The organism is Pontibacter indicus (assembly GCF_900156345.1).
GTDB lineage: Bacteria > Bacteroidota > Bacteroidia > Cytophagales > Hymenobacteraceae > Pontibacter > Pontibacter indicus.
On record NZ_FTPP01000002.1, the window covers coordinates 618231 to 635808 of the forward strand.

Below are 17578 nucleotides of genomic sequence, written 5' to 3' on the forward strand. Positions count from 1 at the left end.
CTTCAAGGGTTTGGTCTACATGACGTTACCCCTTCACGGTAGCTTTCATGTCGAGACTGTCGAACACCTCGCGGGCATCGGCAATGCTCTGGATGTCCTCCACAATCACGATCAGTTTATCCTTGGCCTCTTTGAGACGAGAACGGCGCGGGTGCTGCTGCACGTACTTGAGGATGTTGCCGAAAGTCTCGGACTGGAAGTAGGCGTCGTTGTTCTCGCTCGGCAGGTAACCCTTCATCACTTCTTTCTTGATGGTGAGCTTTTCGAAACCGAGCTGCTGTGCCTGCCAGCGCAGCTTCACAATTTCCACCAGCTTTTGCACTTCCTGCGGCAGCGGACCGAAACGGTCTACAATGCTGGCTTGCAGCTTCTCGAGGTCCTGCAGGTCTTTGGTGCTGTCGAGCTTGCTGTAGAGGTTGAGGCGCTCCGAAATGTTGCCCACATACCAGTCCGGTATCAACACCTCCATGTCGGTCTCGATGTTGCAGTCGCGCACCGGCTCCACAAACTCGGCCAGGTTGTCTTTCAGGAAGAGGTCGCGGAACTCGGTTTCTTTCAGCTCCTTGATGGCGTCGTCGAGCACCTGGTGGTACATCTCAAAACCGAGGTCGTTGATGAAGCCGCTCTGCTCGCCGCCCAGCAAATTGCCCGCCCCGCGAATGTCGAGGTCGCGCATGGCAATTTTAAAGCCTTCGCCCAGATCAGAGAACTCCTCGAGCACGCTCAGGCGCTTGCGGGCGTCGGTCGGCAGGCCGGCCACCGGCGGTGTAAGCAGGTAACAGTAGGCCTTTTTGTTCGAGCGGCCAACGCGGCCCCGCATCTGGTGCAGGTCGGAGAGGCCAAACATATGCGCCCGGTTGATGATGATGGTGTTGGCGTTCGGGATGTCCAGTCCGGATTCGATGATGTTGGTCGACACCAGCACGTCGTACTCGCCTTCCACGAACTTCATCATGCGCTTTTCGAGGGTTTCGCCGTCCATCTGGCCGTGTGCGTAGGTGATGCGGGCATCGGGCACGAGCTTCAGGATCATGTTGGCCATTTCCTCGATGTCCTTCACGCGGTTGTGCACAAAGAATACCTGCCCGCCGCGCTTGAGTTCCGAAGATACCGCATCGCGGATGAGCACCTCGTCAAACACATGCAGCTCTGTCTTTACAGGCTGGCGGTTTGGCGGCGGTGTGGCGATCACGCTCAGGTCTCGGGCGCCCATCAGCGAGAAGTGCAGTGTACGAGGTATAGGCGTAGCCGTCAGTGTCAGGGTATCCACGTTTACGCGCATCTCCTTTAGCTTCTCCTTGGTCTTCACCCCAAATTTCTGCTCCTCGTCTATCACCAGCAGGCCCAGGTCTTTGAACTTCACATCCTTGCTCACGATGCGGTGTGTGCCGATCAGAATATCCACCTTGCCCTCTTCCACGCGCTTCAGGGTGTTCTTGATGTCCTTGGCCGTTTTGAAGCGGTTGATGTAGTCCACGGTAACCGGGAACTGCTCCAAGCGGTCACGGAAGGTTTTGAAATGCTGCATGGCCAGTACGGTGGTGGGCACGAGCACGGCGACCTGTTTGCCGTCGCAGGCTGCTTTGAAGGCGGCGCGCATGGCCACCTCGGTTTTGCCGAAGCCCACATCGCCGCAAACAAGGCGGTCCATTGGGTGGGGCTGCTCCATGTCGGCTTTCACGTCTTCGGTGGACTTGGCCTGGTCCGGGGTGTCTTCGTAGATGAACGAAGATTCGAGCTCGGCCTGCAGGAAGCCGTCTTTGCTGTAGGCGTAGCCCGGCGCGGCCTTGCGCTTGGCGTATAGCTGGATGAGCTCGGCGGCAATGTCCTTTACCTTGCTCTTGACCTTCTTCTTCTTGTTCTCCCACTCCGGCGAGCCCAGTTTGCTCATGGTCGGCGGTCCGCCCTCTTTGCCGCTATACTTTGAGATCTTGTGCAGCGAGTGGATGGAAACGTAGAGCAGATCGTCGTCGCGGTATACCAGTCGGATGGCCTCTTGCAGTCGACCGCCAACCTCTACCTTCTCCAGACCGGCAAAGCGGCCCACGCCATAGTCGGTGTGCGTGATGTAGTCGCCGGGCTGCAGGGTGCGCAGCTCTTTCAGCGTCATGGCCTTGGACTTGGAGCGGCCCTCCTTGGCCTTGTGCTGGTAAAAGCGGTCGAAGAGCTGGTGGTCGGTATAGCAGGTGATTTTGAGCTGATCGTCGATGAAACCCTCGCGTAACGATACTGCCAGATGCTGGAAACGCACATCGTGGTCCAACTCGTCGAAGATGGTCGTGAGGCGATTGATCTGGCGCGGCGACTCCGTGGCGATGACGTTCACAAAGCCTTTGCTCTGCTGCTCGTGCAGGTCCTTGACCAGCCTGTTGAAATCCTTGTTAAACGAGGGCTGCGGCTTGGACTGCAGCTGCAGCACTTCGGTGTCTTTGTAGTTGAAGCGCTTGCCGAACTCCACGATGCTGAACTTCTCGAGTAGCTTCTTGAACTGCTTCTGCGTCTGAAACAGCTGCTCCGGATCCGACACGATCTGTGTGCCGCCGCTGCCCGCCATCAGCTTGTCAAACGCATGAGAAGCCTTGTCAAAATACTCGTCGATCACGTCCAGCGTCTGCCGCACATCCTTGAACCAGATGGTGGTGTTTTTGGGCAGGAAGTCGAGAAACGCCTCGCGGGTTTCCTGTAGCAGTTTGGTTTGTACGTTGGGTATAATCGAGATGCTCTTCTTGGTCTCTACCGATAGCTGCGTGTCGGGGTCGAAGGACCGGATACTCTCAATCTCGTCGCCGAACAGTTCGATGCGGTAAGGCAGGTCGTTGGCATAAGAGAACACGTCTACGATGCCCCCGCGCACTGCATACTGGCCCGCCTCGTACACAAACTCGGTTCGCTCGAAGCCATATTCGGCCAGCATCTCGCTCAGGAAGTTTACATCCAGCTTTTCGCCCACCTTCGCGCCCAGCGTGTTTTCTACCAGCGACTTTTTATTGATCACTTTTTCGGTCAGCGCTTCGGGGTAGGTCACAATCAGTTCGCCTTTCTCGGACTTGCTGTTGAGGCGGTTGAGCACCTCGGCCCGCATCAGGATGTTGGCGTTCTCGGTGTCGTCGAAGCTGTAAGGACGCTTATAGGACGTCGGGAAGAGCATCACCTCTTTCTCCTCGCCGAGTAGGTTTTTGAGGTCGGTATAGAAATAGGCCGCCTCCTCCTTGTCGTGCAGCACAAAAAGTTGGTGCTGCGGGTGCAAGGTATAAACGGCCGAGGCCATCACGGCATCCAGACTGCCCGCCATGCCCTTGAGTTGCAGACGGTAGGGTTTATCAGCTTTAAGTCGCTCGGCAATGGTTTGCACCACCCCATCGAGACGGTATAGCTCTAAAAAATCAGTTACTTTCATGCAGGTATATCACAAAACAGCAAAGGCAGAACACAGGACTTTTCGATAGTCGTGTTCTGCTGGTTGTAGTTTACAAAGGTAAATAAACTAATGCTTTATCAGAACTGTGGGGAGGGGTAGAAAGTTGCGGGGAAAGAGAAATGTATTTCGGTGGAATAGGCTTAAGGTGATACAATGGGATGGAAGTGACAGTATTGTCCAAGTGAATTTGCATCCACTTTTTTCACAAAAATCCATACCTTGTATACCCATGGAAACACCTCTACTCCGCTACAGACTAACCGACCCGATCGGCGTCACGACGAAAGTATACGCTCTCGTTATTATCGCTGGTAGCGTCTGGTTGTTTATGTCCCATCCTGTAGCCGGTATTCTCATGCTGCTGTTCGGGATTTTTCCATTAGTCCAGTACAAGTGCCTCGAAATTGATCTCTACAGCGGTACTTACTGCATGGGGATAAACATATTAGGCCATACTGTTGGTACCAGAGAGCCATACCCCGGCACAAAGTGCATTTTCCTGAAGAAGAACAGAACCATTGCCTCTCACTCCCGACGTTCCTGGCGGCCCATCGCATCCACTTCTTTTGATAGTTTTCTTTGGTTGGAGGATGGCACTAAAATTTTGCTGTCGTGCGACGGTACGAAAGACGCCGCCATACAACGAATACAGCCACTGGCCGAGGAACTGAAGACGGAAATCTTGGACCTTACGGCCCCACTGTCGCAGGCATAGTCGAGGTGTTATCTGTCAAGATTCACTCCCAAAGCAACAACGTAAGACCTCGCACTTCCGATAGCCTTTCTATTTGCAGAGGCTTTGCCTTTCCACTCGTCCAAATATGCCAAAACAGGTATAGCACAGCATAATAACCATTTCAAGAGTGTAATCAGCACTAAACTTTTAGCAGAATCAGTTATAGTTATATTTTAAATTCGTATAAGCATATAAGTGCTTTTGTTACGTTACAACTAGCTTAATAGAGAAGCAACTAGCGGGACTTAAAATGGATGTGCTCAAGCGAAATAACATCAATATGTTCGGAAAAGGCGAACAGGCGCTTATGTTCGGCCACGGCTTTGGGTGCGATCAGAACATGTGGCGCTTTGTCACGCCTGCTTTTCAGCAGCAGTACAAGATTGTGTTGTTCGACCATGTGGGGGCTGGCAACTCCGACCTCGAGGCGTATGACACCCACAAGTATGGCAGTCTACAGGGCTACGCTTCCGACATCCTGGAGATGTGCCAGGAGCTGGACCTGGAGAATGTGATCTTTGTCGGGCATTCAGTGAGCGCCATGATGGGAGTGCTTAGTGCCATCAGAGAGCCGGACTTGTTCAGCAAACTGATTCTGATTGGCCCATCGCCTTGCTACATCAATGACGAGAATTATGTCGGCGGTTTTGACCGGGCCGATGTACTGTCGATGCTCGCTTACATGGAGCACGACTACCCGCTTTGGGCCGATACGTTTGCTCCCCTGATCATGGGGAACCCGGATAAGCCTTCTTTGGGGGAGGAGCTGGCGCAGAGCTTCTGCAACACAGATCCGGATATCGCCCGGCATTTTGCGCAGGTCACCTTTCTATCGGACAACCGCCAGGACCTACCCAAGCTGCAGACTGAAACCCTGATCATGCAGTGTGCCGAGGACATTATTGCCCCAGCCGAAGTCGGAGATTACGTGCACCACGCGATCCGCAACTCCACTCTGGTGCAGATGGAGGCCACCGGTCACTGTCCCAATCTGAGCGCCCCATTGGAGACCATTGCCATCATCGACGACTTCCTTCAGGTATAGCCGCTTTCATAACAAGAGCTGTTTGATTTGAAGAGTAATAGGATATACCTATATTTTAATTATATTTAAGCTGCAATCTATTTGCAGTACTAAATTAATTTTATGCTCCAAACCTTTACGCTTCAGCTGAAACAAACCGCCTCCGATCTATGGGCATTCCTCAAAACTCCGAAAGACGAGCCCGCTACGCTGGATAGTTCCTCAAGTAAGTTCCGCATCCTGCTGTATGTGCTCCTGATTGATGTGCTACTCGTGTTCGCGCTGACGGGCATCAAAGGGTTGGTAGAACTCATAGGCTGGCATACTGGCAATACGCACGCCGTGCTCGAATTTATGCGGTCTTTCCCGGTATGGGCTTTTCTGCTGTTGGGTGTGCTGATAGTGCCTTTTCTGGAGGAACTGGTTTTCCGCTATGGGCTACGGTTTAAGAGCGGCTACATGGTTTTGCTGGCTTTTGCGGTGGCAATTGCACTGGGTGTTGTGGCCTATTCGCTGGTGCCACTGGAAGGCGCCATCGGTGCATGGATTATACTGGGTATGGCCATGGTTTTGTATGGGCTGAACGGCGAAGCGGTCACCGGTTTCCTTGAAAAAATATGGCGAAAGGTATACGCCGTCTTCTTTTACCTGATGGCCTTTGCGTTTGGCCTGATTCACATCACCAATTTCACTGACTTCGACTACGCTTCTGCGGCTGTACTGCTTATTCCGATCCTGGTAGCGCCTCAGATCGTGGGAGGTATGCTGATGGGGTATATGCGGGTGAAGCATGGCTTCCGTTGGGGTTATTTTCTGCATGCAAGTCACAATGCCTTGTTTTTCGGACTGGCGCTGGCCTTTATGGGCACCTTGGAAGAGAAACTGCAAATCCAAAACGAGAGCTATACCCTGCAGGTAGAGGAGCACATGCGCCACGACCAAACTGCCATCGCTTCTAAATTTATTGGACCCGACTCGATCGGGTTTGAGAACCAAAAACTACACGATGTCATCCTGGCGCTGCTGGATAAAGAAGAGTCTTTGGTAGAGCTCGACAAAAAGAAGCATCAGTACACAGCCATCGACCTGAGGTTTAAAGCCCACAACCCATCTGAGGATGTGATAGAAAGCAAACAGCAGGTACTCGAGCAACTGCAGCAGGTCTACAAGTTCGAGGTGACCTACCGCTCGCAAAAAAGGGACGCCTGGGATGTGGCGGTTGCCGATGCTGATCTACTGGCGACCCATTATGTAGCCGACCTGGGCCGTTCTACCGTTCAGTATAACGAGGAGGAGATCACATTCGAGAACGTGACGCTGGGGGAGTTGGTAGGCGCTGTGGAGAAAAACTTCAAGGTAGGACTTATCTCTGATCGGAAACTGCTGGAGCTAGGCAAGTACGACTTCAAACTACCCAAAAACGATTTCGAGCAGGCAAAAGAAGACCTGAAAACCAAGTATGGCATCCTGCTGCAATCACGCATGGAGCTGGCTGATTTGGCGGTGGTGTCTTTTAAGTAGGGCCGGGATAGATGTACACAGGTATAGGCCCCCGTCTTGAGTGCCTTCAGGTATACGGTTAGCTAAGCCTTATTTCAGAATCACCTTGATCTGCACAGGGTCCTGCAGCACACGCAGGTTCTGCTTGAGCTGCTCGAGTTCGTAGGTCAGGCTTTCTTTGGCGCGCTTAAACTTTTGGTTCATCTGCTTGGGAGAGCCGCAGAAGTTGTCGTAGAAGGTGGCGTTGGGGCCGAAGATAAAGGCGTTGAGCTCCGCCTGAAGCTCGCTGAGCTGATCATCCAAAAGTTTGATGTAGTAAGTCAACTGCTCGTCGGGCAGTTTGTCGAGGGCCTGGCCTTGCTCCTCCATAAACTCCATCTGCAGGCGCAGCAGCTCAAAAAAGTCGTCGTGGTGGTAGGCTTGCGTCACGCGCTTCATGGCTTCTTCTTTCCAGGCGCGCTTGGTTTCGTCCTGTTCTTTGTCGGGGTGAAGCTGCTTGGCCAGATCGGTGTACACGCGGCGACTGGCTTTGCTGATTTTGCTGAGTTCGGCCTTGGCTTTTGCCTCCTTCTCTTGCTGCGCTTTGGTCTTGCGGCCTCTCTGGCGGTCCTGCCGGGCACGTTCCCGCGCTTCCTCTTCGCGGTCCAGCTGGGCCTGCAGGCGCTCAAATTCATCGAGCTCGTCCCAATTGTCAGGTATAGCTCCCTCTTCCTCGTTGGCTATACCTTCCTCCGGAAATTCCTCATCTGGTAAGTATAGGGTGCGCTCGGCATAAGGAACTTCAGCATAGCGGTCGTGCAGGGCGATCAGGTCTTGGCGTTCGTAGTCGCGGATCAGGTCGAGGGCCATGCTGGCGATCAGTTGGGCGAGCTTTTCTTTCTCTCTAAAACTGAACAGCGGCAGGGCAAAAGCCTCGTCCAGCAGCTTGACCAAGGCCACGCGCTGCGCCACCTGCTGCATGATGATGGGGCGCAGTTCCTTTTCGATACGCTTCTGAGCCAGGTCCATGCTGTCGCGCCGTGTGGTCAGTTCCTGCTTCAGTTGCTCTATCTGGGCTACTTTCCTGTTAAATTCCTGTTGCAGCTGACTCAGCCGGCGCTGGTCCGGCGAGGTGATCTGGGGCGTGAGCGATGGAACAGGTTTGTCGGACTTGGGAGAAGGCATAAGCAATGGGCAGGTATAGGAACAGGTATAGCGCCGGCAATTTACGGATAAGCCGGTGCTATACCTACCTTACTGCTGCGCATCGAACGGTATAAAGCGGTTGTTCTGCAGCAGGTATAGCGTGGTGCGGTTGCCGTCGAGCACCGACACGCCGTCGGTTTTCAGGTTGGTGAACTGCTGCTTGCGGGGGTTGCGCACGAGCGAGTCCTGCGGGGCGAGCCTGAGTTGCAGGTTGCTATACCTGCGCTCGTTCAGTTGCTGCGCGGGGTAAGCGGCCACTTTCATTTCGCGGGCCTGCGGAGTGCTGTAGTCTAGGAAAGCGAGGATGTAGATGGAGTCGTTCTGCAGCACCTGCACCGCATAGTCGGGTGTGCGGTTGCCGTTGAGGTTGCCGCGCAGGTATACCGGGTTGTCGACCTGCTGGGTGCGGTTGGACATGGCCTGGTCGGTGAGCACGGCTACTTCGGCCTGTGGCTGGCGTTGTTGCAGCAAGGTAGTGAGCGTGTCGGGCAGTGGATGCAGAATGGCGCCTTCATCAGTGGCGCGGGCTACGCTGTCGATAGAGGCTTTGGTGTCGGAGTCGATCTGACTTTCGATCAGGTCATCGTCGGCAGCGCGCTTGTAGTTGCCGTCGGCGGAGTCGGAACCGCAGGAGGCGAGGGCCAAAAGCCCAGTCAGGGCAAGTAGGTATGGTTTCATAGGTATAGCGTTCGTTTTAAATAAGTTGCTTTGCATACCGTGCAGACTGGCAGAAAGTTGCAAGGCTCCGCCATGACAGGTATAAGTTAAAGCTCCAGGTATAGCTTCCGGTAACAACTATACCTGCCGGACATCTGCAAGATATATGCGCTAAATGTATAGCAGACATGAAGCATCCTACCGGATCAGCTCCACCTTGCGCTCGCCGATCTGCTGGCGCCACATGGCGTAGTAGAGTCCTTTTTGCTCCACCAGTTCGGCATGGGTGCCCTGCTCCACGATCTTGCCTTTTTCGAGCACATAAATGGTGTCGGCGTGCATGATGGTGCTAAGTCGGTGGGCGATTAGGATGGTGATCTGCTCGCGGAGGGCGGATATTTCCTTCACGGTGGCGGTGATCTCTTCTTCGGTGAGGGAATCGAGGGCAGAGGTGGCTTCGTCGAAAATGAGGAGGCGTGGGTTACGGATAAGGGCGCGGGCAATGGAAAGGCGTTGCTTTTCACCACCCGACATCTTCAGACCGCCCTCGCCAATTTGGGTATGGATGCCTTTCTCGGAGCGGGTGAGCAGTTGGGTGGCGGAGGCCTTTTCCATGGCCCGGATCACTTCCTCATCGGTGGCATCGGGTTTTACATACTGCAGGTTTTCCTTGATGGTGCCTGAAAACAGGTTGGTCTCCTGCGTCACAAAACCCAGCTGCCGCCGTGCTTCGTTCAGCCAGATTTCCTTCACGGGCGTGCCGTTGTAGTAAATCTCGCCGCTGGCCGGCAGGTATAGCCCGACCAGCAATTTCACCAGCGTGGATTTTCCGGAGCCCGACGGTCCCACAAAGGCAACAGTGTCGCCGGTGTTCGCCTCAAAGGAAATGCCATCGACGGAGTTTTGCGGCGCCCCTTTGTGCCGGAACACCACATTCTCAAACCGCAGCTGCTGCAACGGCCCGACGTTTATTGCCGACTCCGGCCGGGTCTCGACAGGCTTGTTCATGAGCTCGTCGAAGTTGTGGAGCGAGGCCTCGGCTTCGCGGTAGGTGAGGATGATGGTGCCCATGTCCTGCAGCGGCCCGAAGATGCTGACGGAAATAAACTGCATCGAAATCAGCTCGCCGGTGCTGAGCACATCCCGGAAAATAAGCCAGAGCAAGGTGAACAGGATGGATTGCTTGAGCAAATTAAGGGCTGTGCCCTGTAGAAAAGAGAGCGTGCGCACCCGTTTCACTTTGGCCATTTCCAGCGAGAAAATCCGCTCGGTGTGCTCGCGCAGGCGGCGTATTTCGGGATAAGTCAAACCCAGACTTTTCACCAGTTCAATGTTGCGCAGCGACTCCGTGATCACACCCGACATCTTATTGGTGGCGCGGTTGATGGAGCGCTGCATGGTCTTGATCTTGGCGCTGAGCAAACTGGTCAGTCCGCCGAGCACCACCATCCCGATAATGAAAATAGGCACCAGCGCCCAGTGCTTCGTGATGGCATACCACACCAGGAAGCCAACGCCGACCAAAGACGAAAACAGGATGTTGATGAACGAGTTGATGAAGCGCTCGGTGTCGCGGCGCACGCGTTGCAGAATGGAAAGCGTTTCGCCACTGTTCTGGTCGGCGTATTCCTGGTAAGATAGTTTGAGGGTTTGCTTGAGGCCGTCGTTGAAGATCTGTACCCCGAACTTTTGCACCACCAGGTTGGTGAAATACTCCTGAAAGGCCTTTGCCAGGCGCGAGAGCAGCGCCACCACCACAGCCAACAGCATCAACCACAGCGCACCCTTCACGCGTTCCTCGCTGGTCATGGTAAATGGCGGCGTGGCGTAGTTGTCGATGATCTTACCGAAGATGATCGGGTCGACCAGAGCCAGCACCTGGCTGGTGCCGGCCAGCAGCAGCGAAAGGATGACGAGCCCCCGATGAGGCTGCAGGTAGTTCCAGAGTACGCGCATGGGGTGTTTAGCTTTAAGTTCTCTTCCTACGGGTGTACCCGCTGCAGGTATACGGCTTGGCTGGTTTCGGCTCTGGGATGCAATCAGGTCAGCGACAGGTATAGCTTTGAAACACAGGTATAAAAAATGCCCGAAGCGGGGCTCCGGGCATTTTCATTAAGTATTTACAAAACGGGTGCTTAGTCCCAGTAGGTGGGCTCGGTTACTTCTTTTCCGTCTTTCGACAGCACCACTTTCTTGTCTTTGCCTTTCTGGTCGAGCTCCAGTTGGTAGTAGGTGTTGCCGTCTTTCTCTACCTGCTCAATGTCATCCACACGCATGCCTTTGTAGTTCTGGCTGATGGCGCTTTGAATAGCCTGCGGCAGGTCCTTCTCCATCAGGTCGTGTCGCGTCATCAGAATTTTGCCCGATGGGTCGATCATCGCGGCGTGGTCAATGCGGTCCACGTCAAAGTCTGCCTCGTAGTTCTCACCGTGCTTTTCCCACTCCAGATCGGTGGCGTTGGCATACTTCTGCGACAGGGCGCTCTTCACGGCTTCCGGAACATCCTGCTCTTTCACGTCCTGTGCCTGAACGGCCATCACGGAACCTATAACAAAGGCAAATCCAACAAATATCTTTTTCATAACTTCTATATTTTAAGTTTTAAAAATGGGTATGGTGCAAGTTTACGGTGCAATTCTGAAGCAAATCTGAATTTTGGAAATTATTGATAATAAAATACTTGTATCTTATACGTTGCCAGTGTTTTGAAGGCCGGTTTGCGCGGGAGTACCATCGGGGTTGATGAACTGCACCTGCTGCCGTGGGTATACCGGTATGATTTTATTTATATACTCGGGTTTGTTCAGCTCCATGGTGAGGCGCAATGTGAGTTCGCTTTTCCATTTGCGTCGCTCGCGTGCTCCCACCAGGTAGCGGATGGTGATATTGGTCCACGACTCCTCCATCGAAACAAACACCTGTGGTTTGTCCGGCACCGTATTGTTCAGACCCGCCTCCTGCAGTAACTGGGAGTAGGAGACTGTCGGCGCCTTCATGTAATCGCCCAGGAGTTCCAGCGCCACAGTTTCGACTACCTGCATGGCAAGCGGCATGTCCGACTCGTTTGCCACGCCCACATCCAGTTCATCCCACACGTAGGGGAAATCGGCGGTCAGGTTGATGACCGTGCCTGTCAGTACTTCGTTGTTGGGGAAAGTAACCAGTCGGCCCGTGGGCTGCTCGGCACGCACAAAGCCCGGCTGATAGGGTGCACCGATCTCCCAGACCGTGGTGGTGAGGAAATCGATGCGGTAGACGTCGCCGAACACATCGCCAACCTGGATGCGGTCGCCCACCCGGTAGTAGCCCTGGTAGGAGTTCATGAGCCAGCCTGTAAAGCTTTCGATAGGCGTCTGCAAGGACCACGACAGGGCCAGGCCGATCAGGCCGAATGAGCCGACCAGCGCCCGGATGTCGCCGGCCACCACACTCAGCGCCACCCCAATGGCCAGCAGCCAGACGGCAATGGAGACCAGCGAGATGATGGCGCTGGCGCTCTGCCACTTACCGATGGAGCGGAGGAGGATGGCCCGCAGTAGCCGAACCGCCAGCCAGGCCAAAATAAGGGTTATGAAGGCAATGATGATTTTAGGCAGGTTGTAAATGAAGCCTTCCCAAAGCCCCTGCAGTGCCCCGATCGCCTCATCAGTGGCTTCTTTGGTGGAGCTTTTCTTTTCCGCTGCTGCCTCTTCCGTAAGCGTGTCGCCCGGTATCAGGTCCTGCACCGCTACCTTTTCCACCACAGCCACGGTGTCGGGGTAGTTGTCTTGCGTCAGGCCGGCCTCGCTTGGGGCAAACATGAGCAGGATCAGGCCCGTAATGGCCACGGCCAGGAGGGAGGCCTGCCGGAAATTGCGCAGCCGGTGCTGGGCTCCTTTCACGGCGGAGCCACGTGCACGCTTTCTGTTTCGGAATTTGGTACGAAGCTTTCTGCGCGTGGCACTGGTGGTATAGCGCTGCGGCTGACCAGGACGTTGTGTGCCATCGCCGGGTATTGGAATGCGTGGGTTTCGCTTGGAAATTCTTCTGTTTCGATCGTAAGCAGGCATAGTTTCCGCGGCTTTCTCTTTGGGAGCTTTTTGCTTCTATACGCAGGAAAAGCCGGGGTGCTGCAAAGGGTGTGCGACAGACTCCCAATTCTTTGCCTTGCCGGCACAATCCAGAGGCACCGAAATTCGTTAGCTAAAAGGCCGATCAACTTGTAGTAAAACAGGAGCCAATTGTTTATCTTTCAGTCAAAACCAAAATAAAACACTATGAAAAACCTGAAATTCACAAATGTACTCGCCATGCTGCTGGTAGGTATGCTGGTATCATTCTCAGCCTGGGCGCAGGACGCCAAGCCAAAAGCAAGTCCGCCAGCTACAGCTACAGGCAAGATTGGCACCGCCACTGTCACCATCAACTACGGCAGCCCATCGGTAAAGGGCCGCACCATTTGGGGTGAACTGGTACCGTACGACAAGGTATGGCGTTCGGGCGCAAACGAGGCCACGACCATCACCACCGACAAAGCTTTGATGGTAGAAGGCAAGCAGCTACCGGCAGGCACCTACAGCTTTTACACCATTCCCGGCGAAAACGAGTGGACGGTGATCTTCAACAAGACCGCCAAGCAGTGGGGCACGCAGTACGACGAGAAGCAGGACGCGCTGCGCGTAAAAGCCAAGCCACGTCAGGCAGCTGCCATGAGCGAGCAACTGAAGTACGATGTGACCAAAGACGGCATTGTGCTGCGTTGGGAGAATCTGGAGTTGCCGGTAAAAGTACAGGCTGCCAAATAGCGGAACCGACATTAAATCAGAAGCCCTGCTGTGGATTCAGGTATAGCCTGGAGCGCAGCAGGGCTTTTTTGTGCCCGGATGCCAACTGCTATATCTGCGCAATGTGCCGCGGTAAGTCGTGTAGCTCGAATCGCTGCAGGAAGGTTTGCGCGTCGGCTATACCTGCGCTTTGCCAGCCGAGCAGCTGCGCTAGTTTCTGCCAAAGTTGCGACGGAGTGAGGCCGGCTTTGCGCATTTCGGTCAGCGAAAGCGAGTCGTGCGATTTGGAGAGCTTGTTGCCCTCGGCGGTGATGAGTGGGTGGTGTACAAATTGCGCCTGTGCGAAAGCGGCTGCGCCCGTATGCTGCGCCAGGAAAAGCTGCGCCGCTGTGGAGAGCATCAGGTCTTCGCCCCGCACGATCAGGTTCACACCCATGGCCAGGTCGTCGGCAATGGACGCGATCTGGTAGGCAGGTATAGCGTCTTTGCGGCGCACCACGAAGTCAGGCATTTCGAGGGCCAGTGCTACGGTGCAGTCACCCAAAAGCTGGTCGTGGAAGGCGATGGTCGTGCCCTCAGGTATACTGATGCGCCAGGCGGCGTTGGGGGTGTCGAGCGGCAGCTGGGCATGGCGGCAGGTGAGTGGGTATAACCCCTGTGGCGACAAAGCATTTATCTGGCTGCGGGAACAGGGGCAGGCGTAGACCATACCTTGTTGCACCAGCTTATCCAACAGGCTGTTGTAGGAGGGAAGCCTTAAAAGCTGTGAGTAGTTCTCCTGAAAATCTTTGGTGTTACGTGGCCCTTCGTCGTAGTCGAGGCCCATGAAGGCGAGCGTGTCGAAGATGTCCTGCAGGTACTCGGGACGGAAGCGGGCATTATCGAGGTCGTCGATGCGGAGGGCTACTATACCCTGCTGCTTGCGTGCCAGCGCCCACGTAATGGCAAACGACAGCGCATTGCCCAGATGCAGAAAGCCGCTGGGAGTCGGGGCGATGCGGGTTTTTATGGGTTGGGTCGTTTGCAAAAGTATAGCGCTGGGTTTGGTAAGGTCAAAGGTATAGCTGCTATTTCTCAAGTCAAATTAGAAAAGCTAAAATGCTCGGTAATAAGGTGGATGAGTTATGGAATTTTGGTAAGTTTGATAATATGCAGGAAAGTGTATGTTTACGCTTTTGAATAAGTTACCCGCAATACAAAATATTTTAAAATGATATGCCCATAGTTCATCGCTTTATTGACCAACTTACAGAAATAGAACAGAATAAAACCTTCTGCGATAGACAAATTGCTACAAATAGCAACATACTCATCATTGGAACCTTCAACCCGAGTGATGCAAGTTGTGAGAAAGAGAACACAGCAAATTGGTTTTATGGGAGAAACCAAAGCAAGTTTTGGAGATACTTTCCTACAGCATTAACTGGAGACTCTCTTCACCCAAATGATGGCATTGATGGACATCCACAAATTTGGAAGAAATATTGCATTGACAACGACATTGTGATTATTGACCTTATAAAATCAATTAATATCAATGATATACTACCCAACTTTGGCGATAGAGAAGTTAACTGTAAAATAAACCACGATTTATCAAATACAGAATATTTCGATATAGATTTAGCTTTTAATGGAATTACTTTCATCAAAGTTATTTACTCTCTAACATGGACCGACAATTATATACCGAGGTTGAAAAGAATTAGAGATATTATTAATAGAAAGCTGTTAGAAAATAATTGCATACAAAATGTTAATCAAATAAAATACTGTCTGACTCCTTCTAGAAACGACGCACAGACATCATGGACAAATGCAATAGTTGAATAAGTACAGCGGGTAACAAGAGCTAAACGCCAGCATCGGGCGACGGCCTCGGCCGCCGCTTAGCCTAACCGTTACCACATACCCGCAAGCCATACAAGAGTAATAATTACCTCTGATTGACTAACAAGTGTAAAAAAATATTATTTTTACCTTCGTTTTAGAAACATGCGTAATTGTTACTCTCGATATGGCTTCATTTCACAGAGAAAAACCTTACAACGATTTACCCTTACTTCCTCCAAAGGCCGATTTGGAAACGAAGGAGGTCATGCGAAAGACAGTCAAAGCCAGCAGGGCCCTGGCGCAACTGAACGGAGCCATCATCAACCTACCCAACCCTGGTCTTTTTCTGGACACAATCCATCTGCAGGAAGCAAAGGCAAGTTCTGAGATCGAGAACATTATCACCACAAACGATGACCTCTATAAATCAGTCGTGGCAGAAAAGAGGTATGAATCCACGGCAGCAAAAGAAGTGATCAGCTACAAAGAGGCTTTGTGGTACGGGCTGGAGAAACTGACAGAGCGGCCTTTCATTACAACGAACCTCTGCGTAGAAATTATGCAGTGCATTAAGCAAAATACATCGGGGATTAGGGCCACTCCAGGCACAACCTTGTCCAACACGCAGGGGGAAGTCATTTACACGCCGCCAGCAGGAGAAGCGGTAATACGTGAGAAACTGGCTAACCTGGAGCATTTCATTAACAGGGAAAGCAGCCTGGACCCCCTCATCAAAATGGCCGTCATGCACTACCAATTCGAGGCCATTCATCCTTTTATAGACGGCAACGGACGCACAGGCAGGATTTTGCTGCTCCTTTACCTGAAACTGGAGAAACTACTGGATGTGCCTGCACTATACTTAAGCGAATACATCATTCAGAACAAGGCGGCTTATTACCAGAAGCTGCGGGATGTCACAGAAGCTGGAGACTGGGAAGGCTGGGTACTCTACATGCTGGACATGATAGAAAAAACAGCAATCAGCGGACTACTAAAGTTGGGAGAGATTATGTCTGTTATGGAGGCCACATCGGAGGAAGTCAGAGCGAAACTCCCCAAGATTTACTCGAAGGAGCTAATCGAAATACTGTTTAGGCTGCCCTACACAAAACGTCAGTTTCTGATTGATGCAAACATGGGAACACCAAAGACAGTGGGTAATTATCTGATAGCGTTGGAGCAGGAAGGCTTCCTGAAATCAACTAAAGTAGGAAAAGAAAAGCTTTACCTCAACCAGCGATTAATGGAAGTACTGGAGAATAAACGTAAGGCATGAAAGCACAAAGCTGAATGTGATGCATAAGTGAAAATCTCTTCTTTCTTTTTGACAAAAAAACATTTGAGTCCTAAAACCACCCCAACATGAATGCCCTACACCACTGCATCTCCCAATACTACCCGATTTCTATACCTGCCTGGGAGGCGCTTTCGTCAGCATTAACGCGGGTTGAACTTCCGAAGAATGCTTTTCTGGTACGCGAGGGGACGGTATGCAATAAGCTATACTTTTTGGAGCGGGGCTGTTTGCGGGGCTATTACAACCTGGATGGCAAGGAGGTAACGTATTGGTTCGGCTTCGAGCATAATTTCATCACCTCTTTTTACTCTTTCATTTCGCGAAAGCCAGGTATAGAGAACATACAGGTACTGGAGGACTCCACCTTGTGGGGAATCAGTTCAGAAGCCCTGCACCAGTTGTTTGACGCGCACCACGACCTGGAGCGACTGGTGCGGATTATTAACGAGCAGTACTACATCCGGCTGGAAGAGCGACTGATGGCCATGCAGTTCAAAACAGCGCGGGAGCGGTATGAGCAGCTACTGGGAACCTCGCCGCATATTCTGCAGCGGATCCCGCTCGGGCAGATCGCCTCATACCTGGGCATCAGCCAGGAAACGCTGAGCAGGATCCGGAGTCAGGTTTAAACCGTTTTTCCTTTTTTGACAATTGTCAAAAGAAAACTTTTGGGGCTGCTATACCTTTGATTCATCACTTAACGAAAGACGACCATGAATCAGAAACCATCCAACGCATTTGTAGCAGCCTCCTGGGCTACTTTACTCACAGGTATAACCGCTTACCTCATCGGCCTCTGGAACGCCGAAATGATGCTGAACGAAAAGGGCTATTATTTTTCCATCCTGATGTTCGGTCTGTTCTCGGCCATCTCGCTTCAGAAAAGTGTGCGCGACCAGCTGGAAGGTATACCTGTTACGAACATTTACTACGGCCTTAGCTGGTTCTCCACTTTGCTGGCCATCGTGCTGCTGACGGTCGGGCTGTGGAATGCCGATCTGCTCCTGAGCGAAAAAGGCTTCTATGGCATGTCGTTTCTGCTGAGCCTTTTCGCGGCCATTGCGGTGCAGAAAAATACCCGTGATAGCATAGCAAAAGAATTACCTGCCAAGCAGGATGCAGAGTTGTATTATTAATGACCACATTAACCGCCATTATGAAA

The 17578-nt window shown here is 52.6% G+C and carries 15 protein-coding genes; 8 read left to right on the forward strand and 7 right to left on the reverse strand.

The window, feature by feature from the left end; genetic code table 11:
- Positions 1-25: 25 nt before the first annotated feature.
- A complete protein-coding gene (gene mfd, locus B0B12_RS11400; protein WP_076668974.1) occupies positions 26-3397 on the reverse strand; it encodes a transcription-repair coupling factor in 3372 nt (1123 codons plus the stop codon).
- 250 nt (positions 3398-3647) lie between these two features.
- On the opposite strand from mfd, the gene B0B12_RS11405 reads away from it, so the two are divergent.
- The 3 genes from B0B12_RS11405 (at position 3648) to B0B12_RS11415 (ending at position 6699) form a co-directional block, all read left to right on the forward strand.
- Complete coding sequence (locus tag B0B12_RS11405; protein WP_076668976.1) at positions 3648-4133, forward strand: hypothetical protein; 486 nt, start codon at positions 3648-3650, stop codon at positions 4131-4133.
- Positions 4134-4404: 271 nt separating this feature from the next.
- A complete protein-coding gene (locus B0B12_RS11410; RefSeq protein ID WP_076668978.1) occupies positions 4405-5199 on the forward strand; it encodes an alpha/beta fold hydrolase in 795 nt (264 codons plus the stop codon).
- Positions 5200-5301: 102 nt separating this feature from the next.
- Positions 5302-6699 carry a CPBP family glutamic-type intramembrane protease gene (locus B0B12_RS11415; RefSeq protein ID WP_076668980.1) on the forward strand — a complete coding sequence of 466 codons (1398 nt, stop codon included), beginning with the start codon at positions 5302-5304 and terminating at the stop codon, positions 6697-6699.
- A gap of 69 nt (positions 6700-6768) precedes the next feature.
- On the opposite strand, the gene B0B12_RS11420 is transcribed toward B0B12_RS11415, so the two are convergent.
- The 5 genes from B0B12_RS11420 to B0B12_RS11440 all read right to left on the reverse strand — a co-directional run bounded on the left by B0B12_RS11420 (position 6769) and on the right by B0B12_RS11440 (position 12569).
- Entirely contained in the window at positions 6769-7842 is a 1074-nt protein-coding gene (locus tag B0B12_RS11420; protein WP_076668982.1) for a J domain-containing protein, read from the reverse strand.
- A gap of 69 nt (positions 7843-7911) precedes the next feature.
- Positions 7912-8541: a hypothetical protein gene (locus B0B12_RS11425; protein WP_076668984.1), complete on the reverse strand. Its 630-nt coding sequence runs from the start codon at positions 8539-8541 to the stop codon at positions 7912-7914.
- Positions 8542-8718: 177 nt separating this feature from the next.
- Complete coding sequence (locus B0B12_RS11430) at positions 8719-10476, reverse strand: ABC transporter ATP-binding protein (protein WP_076668986.1); 1758 nt, start codon at positions 10474-10476, stop codon at positions 8719-8721.
- Positions 10477-10655: 179 nt separating this feature from the next.
- Positions 10656-11102: a PepSY-like domain-containing protein gene (locus B0B12_RS11435; protein WP_076668988.1), complete on the reverse strand. Its 447-nt coding sequence runs from the start codon at positions 11100-11102 to the stop codon at positions 10656-10658.
- A gap of 105 nt (positions 11103-11207) precedes the next feature.
- Positions 11208-12569, reverse strand: a complete 1362-nt coding sequence (locus B0B12_RS11440) for a mechanosensitive ion channel family protein (protein ID WP_170871853.1) — start codon at positions 12567-12569, stop codon at positions 11208-11210.
- Positions 12570-12776: 207 nt separating this feature from the next.
- Between B0B12_RS11440 and B0B12_RS11445 the strand changes: the two genes are divergently transcribed.
- A complete protein-coding gene (locus tag B0B12_RS11445) occupies positions 12777-13304 on the forward strand; it encodes a DUF2911 domain-containing protein (RefSeq protein WP_076668990.1) in 528 nt (175 codons plus the stop codon).
- A gap of 88 nt (positions 13305-13392) precedes the next feature.
- Here the strand turns inward: B0B12_RS11445 and B0B12_RS11450 are convergent, their stop codons facing one another.
- Positions 13393-14310, reverse strand: a complete 918-nt coding sequence (locus tag B0B12_RS11450; RefSeq protein WP_076670293.1) for a glutamate--tRNA ligase family protein — start codon at positions 14308-14310, stop codon at positions 13393-13395.
- A 188-nt stretch (positions 14311-14498) separates the two neighbouring features.
- Here B0B12_RS11450 and B0B12_RS11455 point away from each other — a divergent pair, with 188 nt between their 5' ends.
- The 4 genes from B0B12_RS11455 to yiaA all read left to right on the forward strand — a co-directional run bounded on the left by B0B12_RS11455 (position 14499) and on the right by yiaA (position 17552).
- Complete coding sequence (locus B0B12_RS11455; protein ID WP_076668992.1) at positions 14499-15116, forward strand: uracil-DNA glycosylase family protein; 618 nt, start codon at positions 14499-14501, stop codon at positions 15114-15116.
- Between the two features lie 265 nt (positions 15117-15381).
- Positions 15382-16395 carry a Fic family protein gene (locus B0B12_RS11460; protein ID WP_244554689.1) on the forward strand — a complete coding sequence of 338 codons (1014 nt, stop codon included), beginning with the start codon at positions 15382-15384 and terminating at the stop codon, positions 16393-16395.
- An 86-nt stretch (positions 16396-16481) separates the two neighbouring features.
- The gene (locus B0B12_RS11465; RefSeq protein ID WP_076668996.1) at positions 16482-17045 is read left to right on the forward strand and encodes a Crp/Fnr family transcriptional regulator; all 564 of its coding nucleotides are present in this window, start codon (positions 16482-16484) and stop codon (positions 17043-17045) included.
- Positions 17046-17129: 84 nt separating this feature from the next.
- The gene (yiaA, locus tag B0B12_RS11470; protein WP_076668998.1) at positions 17130-17552 is read left to right on the forward strand and encodes an inner membrane protein YiaA; all 423 of its coding nucleotides are present in this window, start codon (positions 17130-17132) and stop codon (positions 17550-17552) included.
- Positions 17553-17578 lie beyond the last annotated feature (26 nt).

Coding starts and splice junctions, on each gene's coding strand:
- mfd (WP_076668974.1), bottom strand. CDS start 3,397: ATGAAAGTAACTGATTTTTTAGAGCTATACCGTCTCGATGGGGTGGTG.
- B0B12_RS11405 (WP_076668976.1), top strand. CDS start 3,648: ATGGAAACACCTCTACTCCGCTACAGACTAACCGACCCGATCGGCGTC.
- B0B12_RS11410 (WP_076668978.1), top strand. CDS start 4,405: ATGGATGTGCTCAAGCGAAATAACATCAATATGTTCGGAAAAGGCGAA.
- B0B12_RS11415 (WP_076668980.1), top strand. CDS start 5,302: ATGCTCCAAACCTTTACGCTTCAGCTGAAACAAACCGCCTCCGATCTA.
- B0B12_RS11420 (WP_076668982.1), bottom strand. CDS start 7,842: ATGCCTTCTCCCAAGTCCGACAAACCTGTTCCATCGCTCACGCCCCAG.
- B0B12_RS11425 (WP_076668984.1), bottom strand. CDS start 8,541: ATGAAACCATACCTACTTGCCCTGACTGGGCTTTTGGCCCTCGCCTCC.
- B0B12_RS11430 (WP_076668986.1), bottom strand. CDS start 10,476: ATGCGCGTACTCTGGAACTACCTGCAGCCTCATCGGGGGCTCGTCATC.
- B0B12_RS11435 (WP_076668988.1), bottom strand. CDS start 11,102: ATGAAAAAGATATTTGTTGGATTTGCCTTTGTTATAGGTTCCGTGATG.
- B0B12_RS11440 (WP_170871853.1), bottom strand. CDS start 12,569: ATGCCTGCTTACGATCGAAACAGAAGAATTTCCAAGCGAAACCCACGC.
- B0B12_RS11445 (WP_076668990.1), top strand. CDS start 12,777: ATGAAAAACCTGAAATTCACAAATGTACTCGCCATGCTGCTGGTAGGT.
- B0B12_RS11455 (WP_076668992.1), top strand. CDS start 14,499: ATGCCCATAGTTCATCGCTTTATTGACCAACTTACAGAAATAGAACAG.
- B0B12_RS11460 (WP_244554689.1), top strand. CDS start 15,382: ATGCGAAAGACAGTCAAAGCCAGCAGGGCCCTGGCGCAACTGAACGGA.
- B0B12_RS11465 (WP_076668996.1), top strand. CDS start 16,482: ATGAATGCCCTACACCACTGCATCTCCCAATACTACCCGATTTCTATA.
- yiaA (WP_076668998.1), top strand. CDS start 17,130: ATGAATCAGAAACCATCCAACGCATTTGTAGCAGCCTCCTGGGCTACT.